The organism is Streptosporangium amethystogenes subsp. fukuiense, assembly GCF_042665875.1.
In the GTDB taxonomy this organism is placed as follows: Bacteria; Actinomycetota; Actinomycetes; order Streptosporangiales; family Streptosporangiaceae; genus Streptosporangium; species Streptosporangium fukuiense.
The window spans coordinates 7613746-7627702 of record NZ_JBHTEE010000001.1 but is presented as its reverse complement, the minus strand read 5'-3'; the positions used below and the strand labels follow the sequence as shown (position 1 = coordinate 7627702).

Annotated in this window: 13 protein-coding genes; 5 read left to right on the top strand and 8 right to left on the bottom strand. The window is 69.1% G+C overall.

The genetic code is table 11. The annotated features are described in order from the left end of the window. Window positions 1–7 precede the first annotated feature (7 nt). Genes ACFQVD_RS33895 through sbnA form a run of 3 tightly spaced genes read right to left on the bottom strand, consistent with a single transcriptional unit; the run spans window position 8 to window position 2294 of the window. Window positions 8–211, bottom strand: coding sequence for an MbtH family protein (locus tag ACFQVD_RS33895; protein ID WP_326645853.1), 204 nt, complete (start codon window positions 209–211; stop codon window positions 8–10). An 8-nt stretch (window positions 212–219) separates the two neighbouring features. Beyond that, a complete protein-coding gene (gene sbnB, locus ACFQVD_RS33890) occupies window positions 220–1248 on the bottom strand; it encodes a 2,3-diaminopropionate biosynthesis protein SbnB (protein WP_343962542.1) in 1029 nt (342 codons plus the stop codon). Continuing rightward, a complete protein-coding gene (gene sbnA / locus ACFQVD_RS33885; RefSeq protein ID WP_343962539.1) occupies window positions 1242–2294 on the bottom strand; it encodes a 2,3-diaminopropionate biosynthesis protein SbnA in 1053 nt (350 codons plus the stop codon). Before sbnA ends, sbnB begins: the two co-directional genes overlap by 7 nt. Window positions 2295–2781: 487 nt before the next feature. Between sbnA and ACFQVD_RS33880 the strand changes: the two genes are divergently transcribed. Next, window positions 2782–4287 carry a 4-hydroxyphenylacetate 3-hydroxylase family protein gene (locus tag ACFQVD_RS33880; RefSeq protein ID WP_343962537.1) on the top strand — a complete coding sequence of 502 codons (1506 nt, stop codon included), beginning with the start codon at window positions 2782–2784 and terminating at the stop codon, window positions 4285–4287. 42 nt (window positions 4288–4329) lie between these two features. After that, window positions 4330–5895 carry a glycosyltransferase family 39 protein gene (locus ACFQVD_RS33875; protein WP_343962535.1) on the top strand — a complete coding sequence of 522 codons (1566 nt, stop codon included), beginning with the start codon at window positions 4330–4332 and terminating at the stop codon, window positions 5893–5895. Window positions 5896–5946: 51 nt separating this feature from the next. Here ACFQVD_RS33875 and ACFQVD_RS33870 read toward each other — a convergent pair whose 3' ends face one another. The 5 genes from ACFQVD_RS33870 to ACFQVD_RS33850 form a co-directional block, all read right to left on the bottom strand. Further along, window positions 5947–6939, bottom strand: a complete 993-nt coding sequence (locus tag ACFQVD_RS33870) for a Gfo/Idh/MocA family protein (protein ID WP_343962533.1) — start codon at window positions 6937–6939, stop codon at window positions 5947–5949. Between the two features lie 67 nt (window positions 6940–7006). Further along, window positions 7007–7630, bottom strand: a complete 624-nt coding sequence (locus ACFQVD_RS33865) for a dTDP-4-dehydrorhamnose 3,5-epimerase family protein (protein ID WP_343962531.1) — start codon at window positions 7628–7630, stop codon at window positions 7007–7009. Window positions 7631–7713: 83 nt separating this feature from the next. Beyond that, a complete protein-coding gene (locus ACFQVD_RS33860; protein ID WP_343962529.1) occupies window positions 7714–9123 on the bottom strand; it encodes an NDP-hexose 2,3-dehydratase family protein in 1410 nt (469 codons plus the stop codon). Between the two features lie 34 nt (window positions 9124–9157). Continuing rightward, the gene (locus ACFQVD_RS33855) at window positions 9158–10267 is read right to left on the bottom strand and encodes a DegT/DnrJ/EryC1/StrS family aminotransferase (protein ID WP_343962527.1); all 1110 of its coding nucleotides are present in this window, start codon (window positions 10265–10267) and stop codon (window positions 9158–9160) included. 67 nt (window positions 10268–10334) lie between these two features. After that, window positions 10335–10865, bottom strand: a complete 531-nt coding sequence (locus ACFQVD_RS33850; protein WP_343962525.1) for a GNAT family N-acetyltransferase — start codon at window positions 10863–10865, stop codon at window positions 10335–10337. Window positions 10866–11274: 409 nt separating this feature from the next. Here ACFQVD_RS33850 and ACFQVD_RS33845 point away from each other — a divergent pair, with 409 nt between their 5' ends. The 3 genes from ACFQVD_RS33845 to ACFQVD_RS33835 all read left to right on the top strand — a co-directional run bounded on the left by ACFQVD_RS33845 (window position 11275) and on the right by ACFQVD_RS33835 (window position 13952). After that, window positions 11275–11607, top strand: a complete 333-nt coding sequence (locus ACFQVD_RS33845) for a hypothetical protein (protein WP_343962523.1) — start codon at window positions 11275–11277, stop codon at window positions 11605–11607. 189 nt (window positions 11608–11796) lie between these two features. Beyond that, the gene (locus tag ACFQVD_RS33840) at window positions 11797–12327 is read left to right on the top strand and encodes a PH domain-containing protein (protein WP_343962521.1); all 531 of its coding nucleotides are present in this window, start codon (window positions 11797–11799) and stop codon (window positions 12325–12327) included. Continuing rightward, the gene (locus tag ACFQVD_RS33835) at window positions 12324–13952 is read left to right on the top strand and encodes a PH domain-containing protein (protein WP_343962519.1); all 1629 of its coding nucleotides are present in this window, start codon (window positions 12324–12326) and stop codon (window positions 13950–13952) included. The genes ACFQVD_RS33840 and ACFQVD_RS33835 overlap by 4 nt, the downstream gene beginning before the upstream one ends. Window positions 13953–13957 lie beyond the last annotated feature (5 nt).

Genomic DNA, 13957 nt, shown 5'->3' with positions numbered 1-13957 from the left:
CGGATCGTCAGCGAGCCTCGTCGGCCATGCGCAGCCGCAGGCTGAGCGGGCGCATGTCGGTCCAGACCCGCTCGATGTGGTCCAGGCACTCCTGCCGGGTCCCGGAGGCGCCCTCGGCCCGCCAGCCGGCGGGCAGCGCACGGTCGGCGAACCAGACCGAGTACTGCTCCTCGTGGTTGACCACGACCAGGTACTTCTCGTCCGCGGACATCTCTCTCCTCAGCGGTCGCGTTGTTCCACTTCTCCCGGACCCGCTTCCGGGTCCGTGGAGAAGTCGGGAAGGTGGATCCCGAGCCCCCGCGCCGCGGCCTCGTCCATGACGTGGGCGGCGAGTGCGGCGTCGAGGGCGCCGAGCCCGAAAGGCGAGAACACCGTCACGGACCCGGCGTCATAGGGCAGCGCCCCGGCCCCGGCCAGCAGGTCGCCGATCTCCGCGGTGACGAATCCCCGGTCCCCGGTCAGCCGCGCGGCCAGGTCGAGCGAGGTCGCCTCGCGGCAGACGTGGTCGGTGTCGTCGACCACGTTCCTGGCCGCCAGGATCGACTCGGGGGTCAGGTCGCGCAGCGACACGTGCAGCACGACGGTGCCCGGCAGGCAGGAGTCCGCACTCAGGTGCGGTTCGCCGGCGGTGGTGGCGAGGGAGACGATCCGGTGCGCGGCCAGCGCCTCCTCGACGTCACCGGCGATCTCGACCTTCAGGTCGGGCACCCGGGACGCGAACTCCCGGGCGCGCTCGGGGTCGAGGTCGAACATCGTGACCGCCTCCAGCTCGGGGAGCTGTGACCGCAGGAAGCGGAGGATCTCGAAGTTGACGACCCCGCAGCCGATCAGCGCGACCCCGCTCCTGACCTCGCCGGGAGCGTCGGCGGTGAGCGTGGCCGCGGCCACGGCCGCGCCGGCCGCGGTGCGCCTGGCCGAGATGACCGCCCCCTCCAGCAGCGCCACCGGCCGTCCGTCCGTGACGGAGTTGAGCAGGATCGCGGCCGACGCCCGCTCCAGCCCGAGGGCCAGGTTCCCGGGGAACGACGCCACCCACTTGACCGCCGCGACCGGGCGCTCGCCCCCGACATAGGCGGGCAGCGCGATGATCCGGTCGCGCGTGTTGCCGGGGAAGCGCAGGAAGACCGAGTGCGGTACCGAGGTCTCCCGCCGCGAATGGGCCAGGTAGGCGTCCCTGACGGTCCGGCAGACGGCGTCCTCGGCGCCGTCCAGCACCGCCAGCACGTCGCTCCTGCGGAGGATCAGCATGTCGTTTGCTCCTTCCAGAGGTGGGCGATGTCGCCGAACCTCTCCTCCACCCAGACGTCGGAGTAGATGGTGTCCAGGTACCGCTCGCCCCGGTCGGGCAGGAGCAGGACGCAGTTGGCGCCGGCCGGGATCTCCGCGAGCCGCTGCGCGACCGCGCTCACCACGGCGCCCGAGGAGCCACCGCCCAGGATCGCCTCGACGCCGACCAGCCGCCGGCAGCCGACCACGCAGTCCTGGTCGGTCATCCGTGCCACGGAGTGGGCGATGCCGTCGTAGTACAGCTCCGAGCGGATCGCCGCGCCGTGTCCCGGGATGAGCCGCCGGCAGGACGGCTCGCCGAAGATGGCGCTGCCCTCCGCGTCGACGGCGACGATGTGCGTGCCCAGCCCGTGGTCCGCGACGAACCTGGCGCACCCGTGAATGGTGCCGCAGGTTCCGGTGGCCACGAAGAGGTAGTCGACGTTCCCGTCGAGCTGCCGGACGACCTCCTGCATGATCGTTTCCTGGGCGCGGGCGTTGAGCGGGTTGGCGTACTGGTTGGGCCAGAACGCGTGGGGAATGTCGTGGACGAGTTCGCGGACGCGCCGGATCCTGGCGGACAGGAAGTCGCCCATCTCGTTGTCGGGCTCGCGTACGATGTCCAGCTCCGCCCCGTACGCGGCCAGGATCGCGAGGTTCTGGGCGGTCATCTTCGGGTCCGCCACGCAGATGAACCTGAGACCGAACCAGCGGCACACCTGCGCGAGCCCGATGCCGAGGTTGCCCGAGCTCGACTCGACGACCGTCGACTGGTTCGGGATGAGCTCGCCGCGTTCGATCGCACCCAGCACCATGCCCATGGCGGACCGGTCCTTCATGCTGCCGCCCGGGTTCAACGACTCCAGCTTGGCGTGGAACCGGGCCCGAGAGTCCCCGAAGAGGCGCGTCAGCCGCACCAGGGGGGTGGCACCGACCGCGGAGAGGACGCCGTCACCGATCCGCGCGTTCACCGCCGGAGTCGTCCGGCCGGGGGGCGCACAGTCGATGGCCTCATATCCTGCGCTCACCGTTCCGCTCCGTCAGGCAATTCAGAAGATATGCTCCGCGAGACATTGGCACCTTTCCGGACGGCTTCATTCTCATGGGTTTCCGGCGGCACCCGCCGGAACCCGCCGAACATATTTACCGGACCACCTCGAATGGCTGTCCACGGCAACGGGCCCCAAAACGTGGCCCGACCATAACCAGAGCGCCTCGACAGGGTCAATAGCGCAGTCCACGGAAATGGCCGTTGCCGCAAAAACTCCAGCCGTGCATGATAAGTCTCGGCACCGCCGAATTATCGCATCGTATTCACCGAATGAACGGGCCGCCCGGCGCATTAATGCCGTTATTAGACGATGGACGGGAGCTGTCCCGCCGGCGGGACAGCTGGGCGACGCGGACCGCCGGGGAGCACGCCATGGCCGCTCCGACCCCCCGCACGCGAAGGAGAATGCCGAGATGACCACCATTTTGCCCGCTCCGGCAGGCCCGCTGAATAATGTTCGGCCGATGACCGGTGAGGAATACCTGGAGTCGTTGCGCGACGGCCGCGAGGTATATATCGGGGGCGAGCGCGTGCCGGACGTTACCACTCACCCGGCCTTCCGTAACAGCGCACGTTCCATCGCCCGGCTGTACGACGCGCTACACGAACCGGAGGCCGCGGATGTATTGCGCGTGCCGACCGACACGGGAAACGGCGGATTCACCCATCCGTACTTCAAAACGGCCCGTTCCGCGGCCGATCTGGTCGCCTCCCGGGACGCGATCGTCGCCTGGCAACGGCTCGTCTACGGCTGGATGGGCCGCACCCCGGACTACAAGGCCGGCTTCTTCGGCACCCTGGAGGCCAACGCGGACTTCTACCGCCCGTTCCAGGACAACGCGCTGCGCTGGTACAAGGAGGCGCAGGAGCGGCTGCTCTACTTCAACCACGCGATCGCGCATCCTCCCGTCGACCGGGACCGGCCGGCCGACCGGACCGCGGACGTGTGCGTCCACGTCGAGGAGGAGACCGACTCCGGCCTGATCGTGTCCGGCGCGAAGGTCGTCGCGACCGGGTCCGCGATCACCAACGCGAACTTCATCGCCCACTTCGGCCTCCCGCTCAGGGACAAGAGGTTCGGCCTGGTCTTCACCGTGCCGACGAACTCTCCCGGCCTGAAGTTCATCTGCCGCACCTCCTACGAGCAGGCGGCGGCGGCGCAGGGCAGCCCCTTCGACTACCCGCTGTCCAGCCGGATGGACGAGAACGACAGCATCATGGTGTTCGACCGGGTGCACGTGCCCTGGGAGAACGTCTTCATGTACGACGCCGGCGCGGCCAACTCCTTCGCCGCCGGATCCGGGGTCCAGGAGCGCTTCACCTTCCACGGCTGCGCGCGACTGGCCGTCAAGCTGGACTTCATCGCGGGCTGCGCGATGAAGGGCGTGGAGGCGACCGGCGTCTCGACGTTCCGCGGCGTGCAGGCCCAGATCGGCGAGATCCTCAACTGGCGCGACCTGTTCTGGGGACTGTCCGACGCGATGGCCAAGTCACCGACCTCGTGGCACGGCGGCGCCGTGCAGCCGAACCTCAACTACGCCATGGCGTACCGCACGTTCATGGGCGTCGGCTATCCCCGCATCAAGGAGATCCTCCAGCAGACCCTCGGCAGCGGCCTGATCTACCTGAACTCGCACGCCGCCGACTGGAAGAACCCCGACGTGCGCCCCTACCTGGACCGCTACCTGCGCGGCTCGCGGGGCATCGAGGCCATCGACCGGGTGAAGCTGCTCAAGCTGCTCTGGGACTGCGTCGGCACCGAGTTCGCCGGACGCCACGAACTCTACGAGCGCTCCTACGCCGGCGACCACGAGGGCATCCGGGTGCAGACGCTGCAGTCCTACACGGCGAGCGGGCAGGCCCAGGCGCTGAAGGGCTTCGCCGAGCAGTGCATGGCCGAGTACGACCTCGACGGGTGGACCCGTCCCGACCTGATCGGCCCGGAGGGCCTGCCCGGCCACGCGCGTTGACGCCGCCCCACGGAGACATCGCCCGCAACGGAGGAACCATCATTGGCCATCATCGCGCTTGAGCCGTCGGCCCGGCCCCGCCGGGAGTACCACCCGCTCGCGTGGAAACCGCTGTCGCTGATCGTCGCGGCCGTCGTCGTGCCGGTGGCGCTGCTCATCGACGGCTACGGCTACAACATCGACGAGCTCTACTTCATCGCGGCCGGCCGGCAGCCGGCCTGGGGATACGCCGACCAGCCGCCGCTCGTGCCGCTGCTGGCCGCGCTGACCGACGCCCTGTTCCCCGGTTCGCTGCTCGCGCTCCGGCTGCCGGACCTGCTCGTGGTCGCGGCCGGTGTCGTGGTCACCGCGCAGATCGCGCGGGAGATGGGCGGCCGGGGGCGGGCGCAGGTCATGGCGGCCGCCGCCTACGCGATCGCCTTCCTCGGCCAGGCGGGCAGGCTCGACACCGAGACGTTCGACGTCGTGCTGTGGATGACGGCCGGACTGCTGGTGGTCCGCTGGGTCCGGCTGCGCGGCGAGGGAAGGACCGGCCGGAGCGCCGACCTGCCACTGTTCTGGGCCGGCGTCGTCACGGCCGTGGCGTTGCAGGTCAAGTTCCTCATCCCGGTCTTCTGGGCGGCCCTGGCGGTGAGCGTGCTCGCGGTCGGCCCGCGCGACCTGCTGCGGCGGCCGGCGCTGTGGGCGGGGGCCGCGATCGCGGTGGTGACCACGGTGCCCGGCCTGGTCTGGCAGACCGTGCACGGATGGCCGCAGCTCCAGGTGGCCGCCGCGCTGACCGGGGAGAACGCGATGCTCTGGGGCGGCCGGCCGATGTTCCTGCCGCTGCTGCTGCTGGTCACCGGCATCCCGGTCGGTACGGTGCTGTTCTGTTACGGCCTGTGGGCGCTGCTGCGCTGCCCCGACCTGCGTGACCACCGCTTTCTCGGGTGGACCGTGCTCGGCGTGATCGCCGTCCTGCTCGCGGCCGGCGGCCGCTTCACCTACGTCGGCGGGGTGTTCCCCCTCGTCTTCGCGGCGGCGGCGGTACGGATGGAGCGGCACCGGCCGGCCCGCTGGTGGCGCTGGACCGTCAGCTGGCCGGTCTTCGCGCTGGCCGCGCTGCTGCCGCTGGTGCAGCTGCCGATCACCCCGGTCGCGGAGCTCAGGCAACCGACCACCCCGCAGGAACGGTCGGACATGCTGGAGGCCTTCCTCCAGCTCGGCTGGCCCGAGCTCGCGAACTCGGTCACCCGGGCCTACCACGCGCTGCCGCCGGCCACCAGGGACCGGACCACGGTCCTCACCCGGTACTTCTGGCAGGCGGGCGCCCTGGAGGTGCTGGGCACCAGGCAGGGGCTGCCGCACCCGTACAGCGGGCACCGCGGGTACGGCTACCTGGCGACCCCGCCCGAGGAGCCGGGCCCGGTCCTGGTCGTCGGCGGAATGAACGACGAGCTGCGGTCGATGTTCTCCGGTGTCCGGCAGGTGGGCACCGTCGAGGGCAGGATCGGCCTCGGGATCGGCACTCCGATCTGGTTCTGCGAGGGCCGTACCGCGGCCTGGTCGCGGATCTGGCCGCTGCTGAGGCGGGAGGACGCCGCCCGGCGGGCCCGGCCGGGCTCCTGAGGGACCGCATGGGTGAGGGCGGGCCACCGGCCCGCCCTCACCCATGCCCGCTCAGACCTCGAAGTGCAGCGCCACCTGCCGGATCCGCTCGATCAGGGCCGCCTGCTGCAGGCTGCCCTCCTGCTGCGGCCGGACGTCGCCGCCGTGCAGCACCGAGCGCACGAAGGCGCCGATCACGTTCGCGAACTGATGGTCGGCCGGCAGGACCAGTTCCTCGCGATGGTCCTGGCGCTCGACGCGCAGCACCGGCAGGTGCGTCTCCGGCGGGGTGAACACCCGGTCCAGCAGGATCCGGCCGGTGCTGCCCGAGAGCCGGTAGTCGTTCCGGTAGGAGTGCTCCATGCCGAAGGTGAGCTGCGCGGGGACGCCCTGCGGCGTGCAGAGCAGCACGCTCCCGGACATCACCACGTCCTGCTTCTGGTCGTGCCGGAAGACGGCGCCGATGACCTGGAGATCCCCGCCGAGGAAGTGCACCGCCGCGCGGACCGGGTAGCCGCCGAAATCCAGGAAGGCGCCGCCGCCGACGTCACGCTGGTAGCGGATGTCGCCCTCCGGTTTGGGCGGGATGGTGAAGGCGGCGGCGAAGCCGCGCAGCTCGCCGATCGCGCCGTCGGCGACCAGCTTGCGTACCGCGGCGTGCTGGGAGTGGTGCAGGAACATGTAGTTCTCCAGCAGCACCAGCCCTCGTGAGCGGGCCAGCGCGAGGAGCCTGCTCGTCTCCGCCTGACTGTCGGTCATCGGCTTCTCGACCAGGACGTGCTTGCCGGATTCGAGCGTCCGCTCGATCCACTCCGCGTGCAACAGCGCCGGCAGCGGGATGTAGACGGCGTCGACGTCCGGACGGTCCAGCATCGACTCGTATCCCTTGAGCGGGACGCCGCCGAACCGGTCGGTGAACGCGGTCGCCTTTCGCAGGTCACGGCTGGCGACCGCGGTGACCTGCACGTCCGCGTCGGCCACCATCGCGGGAAGGGTCCGCCGCCAGGCGATGTCCGCGCATCCCATGACCCCCATGCGAAGCCGGTCGGTGCTGACACTGATCATTGGTGCGACTCCACTCGGCATAGGACGGACAGAAGGCGATCGCGCGAACCCACCGCAGCATCCCGGTTCAGCGCTGCGGACCGGCCTTCAGCGCCGCGTAGTGCGCCAGGCAATCCTCGTAGGTGGGGAGCAGCCCCTTGGCCGCCGCCTCGGCCAGGGTGGGCGCGCCCGCGTCCTTGTCCGACATGATCGGCGGCTCGGTGAGACCCCACGGGATACCGATCTCGGGGTCCCGTGGATCGATCTCGAGCATCGTGCCCGGTTCGTACGCCTCCGAGCACAGGTAGTTCATGCAGGCGTCGTCGGTCAGCGCCAGGAAGGCGTGCCCGAGACCGTCGGCGAGATAGACCGCGATGCCGGACTTCTCGTCCTGCAGCGTCGTCTCGTACTTCCCGTACGTCGGCGAGCCCACCCTCAGGTCCACCACGACGTCCAGCACCGCGCCGCGCACGCAGGTGACCAGTTTGGCCTGACCCGGCGGGAGCGCGGTGCCGTGGATGCCGCGCAGCGTGTTGCGGCGGCTCGACGAGTAGTTGGCCTGGCCGACGGTGAAGGGGTAGCCGATCGCATCGGAGATCACCTCGGAGCGGAACGCCTCGTAGAAGTATCCGCGCCGGTCGTCGTACTTGGTCGGCGTCAACCGGTAGGCGTCCGGCACCGACAGCTCGGTCACCATCATCGAGTCGAACATCCGGCACCACACTCCTGAGTGAGAACGTCACGGCCGGCGATCGGCTCGCCGGCCTTCCGATGGCTACGCGGCCCGGCCCGCGATCAGTACAGGCTGTGCATGCAGGCGAGCAGGCTGCGGGCCTCGATGTTGAGGTAGTGGCCGTGCCGCAGCAGGTCCGTGAGCTGGCGGACGGTCATCCAGCGGAAGTTCGCCGGCACGTCGAGGGAGAAGTCCTCGCCGACCTCGGCGATCTGGTAGCGGGTCAGGGCCTGGTAGAAGCGCCCGCCCTCCTCGGAGAGCACCGCGTCGTAGCGCATGGTCGCGTCGGCCAGGGCGTCACGCAGCAGCAGGTCCTCGATCTCCGTGACCCCCGCCCCTGGCAGCAGCTGCACGGTCGGCGCCATCTCCACCATGTCCATCAGGCCGAACTCCGGCCTGGCCTGGACCAGCAGGTGCAGCACCCCGTCGATGGGCCGCGCGACGAACAACGCGCGTCCCTCCCCACGGGGGAACAGCAGCGGCTGGGTCCACCGCTTGACCTCCCTGGTCCCGGCCTCCACCTCGGCCGCGATGATCCGGAAGTGCCGGCCCTCGCCGTCGGTGATCTCGTCGTCGGTCCGCTCCCAGCCGCCGACCTTCGTCAGCGGCACCAGGCGGGCCGTCCAGTCGCACCGGGTCTTCGCCTCGGTGAACCAGCTCAGCACCTCACCGGCGCCGACGTCGTCCGGCCGGTACCGGTAGGAGCGGATGAGCGCGTCCCTGAACGGGTCTCCGGTCGACGCGTCCTCATCCTCCGGCAGCTCGACCGGCAGGCAGGACAGGACCGTGCGGGCGTCCATGTTGACCAGGTTGTCGACCTGGGTGAGCTCGCGGATCTGGGCCAGGGTGAGCCAGCGGTAGTCCTCGTGCACCGGCACGTCGCCGGTCATGAGCACCACCATGTTGCGGTTGCGCTTGCGCCAGAACCAGGCTCCCTGCTCCGACTGCAGGACGTCCACCAGCACCTGGCCTCGGGCCGGTCCGACGAAGCACTCCAGGTACCTGGTGCCGGCGCCGCGGTGCACCTGGGTGTAGTTGCTCCGGGTCGCCTGGACGGTCGGCGACAGTTGCAGCGTGTTGATGTTGCCCGGTTCCATCTTCGCCTGCATCAGGCAGTGCAGGACGCCGTCGAACTCCTTCACCACGATGCCGAGAATCCCGATCTCCGGCTGGTTGATGATCGGCTGTGACCACGTCTCCCGGCCACCGTCGCGGACCTGCAGTCCCTCGATGGTGAAGAAACGCCCGCTGGCGTGCGCCAGGTTGCCGGTGTCCGGCTCGAAGTTCCAGTCGTCCAGCCGGGAGAAGGGGATACGCTCCACCATGAAGCGACCGCTGCGGTGCCGGTCGGCCCACCAGTCGTAGAACTCCTGGGTGGACATGAGCGCCCCGTCGTCGGCCGCCGAGATCCGGCGCGCCGGCACGCCGGCCGCCTCCCCGGTCAGCGCGCGCGAAGCCGCGAGTCGCGTCATGATGGGTCCCTTCCCGTCCTCGGTGCGATTTTCGTCAGACCTTCGCCAGGACGCCGCGGAGCGTGTCGATGACCCGTTCCTGGTCGATGTCGGAGAGCGAGGCGTACATGGGCAGGGAGAAGATCTCGTCGGCCACCCTCTCGGTGACCGGCAGGGAGCCCTTCCGGTAGCCGAGGTGCGCGAAGCCCGACTGGGTGTGCACCGGCCACGGGTAGCTGATGTTCAACACGATGTCGTGCGCCTTGAGCGCCTCAAGGATCCTGTCCCGCTTCGGGTGACGCACCACGTGGACGTAGTACACGTGGTCGTTTCCGGGAGCGGTCTTCGGGGTCACCAGGTCGGTGCCGGCGAAGGCCTCCGCGTAGCGGGCCGCGATCACCCGCCGCCTGGCGATGTAGTCGTCGAGCCGGGTCAGCTTGCGGCGCAGGATCTCGGCCTGCACCTCGTCCAGCCGGCTGTTGTATCCGGGCGTGGAGACGACGTAGTACTGGCTCTCCATCCCGTAGTAGCGCAGGCGGCGCAGGTTCGCGTCCACCTCCGCGTCCCGGGTCATGGTGGCGCCGCCGTCGCCGTAGGCGCCCAGCACCTTGGTGGGGTAGAAGGAGAACGCCGCGACCTGCCCCATCGAACCGGCGATCCGGCCGTGGTGGCGGGCGCCGTGTGCCTGCGCGCAGTCCTCCAGGATCGGCAGGTCGTGCTCGGCGGCGATCGCCTCCAGCGGCGCCATGTCGACGCACTGCCCGTACAGGTGGACCGCCACGATGCATCGCGTGCGGTCGGTGACGAGGGCGGCCACCTGCTCGACGTTCATCAGGTAGGTGTCCGGGTCGATGTCGGCGAACACCGGCGTCGCACCGACCGCGTCGATCGCGACGACCGTCGGGGCGGCCGTGTTCGAGACGGTGATCACCTCGTCACCGGCGCCGACGCCGAGGGCGCGCAGGCCGAGCACGATCGCGTTGGTACCGTTGTCGACGCCCACGCAGTGCGGGACGCCGTGGTAGGCGGCGAACTCCTCCTCGAACGCCTGTACGCTCGGCCCGAGCACCAGCCGTCCCGAGCGGAACACCGTGTCGACCGCGTCGAGGATGTCGTCGCGTTCCTTCTCGTACTCCGGCAAATAACCCCACACGAAAAGGGTCATCGGGGCATGTCACCTCCAATGCGCGAGGGCCCGTCCAGTAGCTGGCCGCGGGCTCGGACGACGGGTTTCAGACGATGTGCTTGAGAAGGTCTACTCCGTGCACGTCCCAGGCCTCGCGGTAGATCGCGAAGACGTGGACGTCCAGGACCTGGCCGTGGAAGTAGGTGTGCCTGGGCAGGACCGCCTCCGCCTCGACCATCAGCGCGTGCGGCTCGGCGAACCCGAGGTTCTCGATGCCGGGGTCGGTGGCGTGGAAGTAGACCTTGCGAGTGCGCCACATCGCGAAGGCGAAGTTGACCGTGAGCGCGACCACGTCCATCCGGATCTCGTCCGGCTGGCCGGCCAGGTGGACGTCGGCCTTGAGATGGCCCGCAGGGGCGAGTTCGGACAGCGTGCTGAACCCGACGACCTCCCCGGTGTCCTTGCGATGCACCAGGAAACAGGCGGACAACCCCTGGCCGAAGGTGTCGACGAACCTGTCGATCACCGGCAGGCCGCTGTGCCCCAGTCGGAACAGGATGTCGTAGACCTTGGCGGCGTCCTTGACGCCCGCGGGCCGCAGCTCGATCTGCCTGGACTCGGTGTAAGGAAACAACATTTCTTGGTCATCCTCGTTTCGGAGCCGAGCTCCGGCGACATGAAATGGCATTCACGCGCCAATGGCACAGATTTTCGGGAAACGCGCACGGACCATCGCCCGTCCCGCCGGCGGGACAGGTGGACACACACCGAATCAGTACGTCGGCCGGAAATCCTTCGGGTGTTCACCAGATCTATCACATCGGCACGGTCACCGGCACCCCGCCGGTTATTTCGGGTAGCCGGATAAGAACAGTGAACGGGGCTAACGCTATTGCCCCCGACATGAGGCCGTGACTACTGTCGTCCGCGTTTAGGCGTCCACCGACAAAGCCCCGTTTAGGAGCGGGCCCGCGAAAGCACTTCCAAGCTTTGTCGATTCGGACCTCGCGTGGACATCACCGCGACCGCACGAAAGGACGAAAGATATGTCAGACAATGACCTGGCCACCGATGTCGACCTCACCCTGGTCGACGATGTGGAGCGCATGGTCCGGGGTACCGCCGAAATGATCTGCGCCGAGCAGCCCGACGTGCCGCAGCCCGAGTCGCTGCACGACCTCGACTCGTTCTCGATGGTCCAGATCCTGCTGGAGCTGGAGAACACCACGCAGCTCAAGCTGCTGGAGCGGTTCGAGGGCTTCCAGGGCGAGACGTTCCGCGACCTCGCGGAGTTCATCGTCAAGTTCACCACGGAGGACGATCAGGAGAAGCAGCAGGCGGCCGCGGAGGCGCCCCAGGGGCAGGCGTCGCCGGTTTAGCCGCCGGCCCGTGCGCTGTCCCGCCAGCGAGACAGCGCAGTGGCGGCAGAACCGGAATCCCGGGTGTCGGCCGGCCAAACAATGCGCCTGGGGAAACGGGTGCAGAATAATCCATGGAATGACACTGGAGCCACTTTTACCGGCAGGCCGTTCATTGCGCCCGGAGTACCACCGACCCAGGATGACGATATGCCTGACACATTGCATGTGATCCCTCCCGAACCGGCTCGGGAACCGCTCAGGTTGCACCCGCCGAGGCATCGGATCGAGCGGCGGTCGATCCTTATGTGGACGCTCAACGCACTGATCTGGGGAATATTCGTCGTTGGTGCTCTCAGCGTGCTGTACGCGCTGGTTCCGATCACCCGGCCATGGCTGGGCCCGGTGATCTGGATTTTCTCGGCGATTTACGCGGTGAACGTGGCGGTCATGCCGACCTGGCGTTATCTGGTGCACCGCTGGGAGATCGACGACCAGGCCGTCTACGCGCTCAACGGCTGGATCACCCGTGAGTGGCGGATCACCCCCATCTCGCGCATCCAGTCCGTGGAGACCAGAAGGGGTCCGCTGCAGCACGTGCTGGGCCTGGCCAGGCTCAAGGTGACCACCGCCTCCAGGGAGGGCGGGATCACCATCGACGGACTGGACGCGAGGGTGGCCGAGGAGTGCTCGCGCCGGCTCACCGAGATCACCCAGGCCACTCCGGGAGATGCCACGTGAGCACCACCCGGTCGGCGGACGAACCGCTCCGGACGGACCCGCCACCACCCGCCACCCCGCCGCCGACCGCGAAAGTGGCGGCCGAGAAGGCGCCGGCCGAGGCCGTCGAGGTGGTCGACGACGGGGTCGGCTGGCAACGGCTGAGCAGCCGGGTGGCGTGGGTCGACGGGCTGAGATTCGTGCTCAGCCTGATCCCCAGCTTTCTCACCATGTTCGTCTTCGACCGGGGTTTCGACGCCTGGCCGGTCCTCATCATCACCGTGATCGGCACCACGGTCAGCATCCTGAACCTGCGGCGCTGGCTGACCACCAGGTACCGGCTGACCGTCGACCGGGTCGAGATCCGCCGAGGGGTACTGGTCCGCAGGTACCGCTCCGTCCCCAGGGACCGGATCCGCACGGTGGACACCACCGCGAAGTTCCGGCACCGGATCGCCGGGCTCCGCGTGCTGCACATCGCCTCCGGCGAGGCGCGCACCTCTTTCAAACTCGACGCCATCCCCAAGAAGGCGGCCGAGGAGCTCCGCGACGAACTGCTGCGCGATCGGGGGAGCGCGGATCCCAGCGAGGACGTGAATCCCGAGAACGACCACCCGGCGCCCCAGGAGACCGTCATCGCGCGGCTCAGCTGGTCCTGGGTCCCGTACAACGTGATCAGTATCTGGTCCTTCCTGGTCGCGGGGCTGTTCCTGGTGAGCGCCGGCCTGACGCTGCAGATGTTCGACGTCGACCTCTGGGAGGTCATCGGAAACGCGGTCGGCTGGGAGGACCTCGGCCTGGGCTGGTCGATCGCCGTCGGTGCCACCGGCTGTTTCGTCGTGGGCACCATCGGCCTGACGATCACCTTCTTCAAGGAGAAGTGGAACTTCGAGCTGGTCCGCACCACGACCGACGACGGCGGCACGGCGCTGCTCACCAGGCAGGGGCTGTTCAACACTCGCGAGGTGTACCGCGACGACAGGCGCCTGCGCGGGGTCCACATCAGCGAACCGCTGCTCTCCCGATGGATGGGACTGGCCGAGACGGAGGTCATCTCGACCGGGCTGCGATGGATCCCCGGGAGCGACGCGTCCAGCAGCATCCTGCCGCGCGCGCCCATCGGCGAGGCACGCCGGGTGGCGGTCCTGGTCCTCGGAGACGAGCACCGGCCGCTGGAGGCGAAACTCCGCGCCCACCCGCGCGCCGCGCTGTATCGCCGGCTGATCTGGGCCCTCTACGTACCGGGGATCGTCGCCGGCCTGCTGGCCTGGCTGGGGGCCACCGGCGCCGTTCCCGAACGGATCTGGCTGGTCCTCGTCGCACTGATGCCGCTGACCTGCCTTCTGGCGTTCGTGGCGTACCGGTCACTGGGGCACACGCTGGCCGGGCCGTACCTGGTGATGCGGTCCGGGGTGGTGCGCCGCAACACGGTCGTGCTGCAGTGCCGGGGAGTGATCGGCTGGACGTTGAGCCAGTCGCTCCTGCAGCGCGCGCTGGGGCTGATGACCATCCGGGTGTCGACCGCGGCCGGGGCTCGCTCGTACGAGATACCGGACGTCGCCGCGGACCAGGCCGTGACGTTCGCGCACGGCGGGACCCCGGAACTGGTGTCCGAATTCCTGGTCAACGACAACCCGTCCAGCTGACCCCG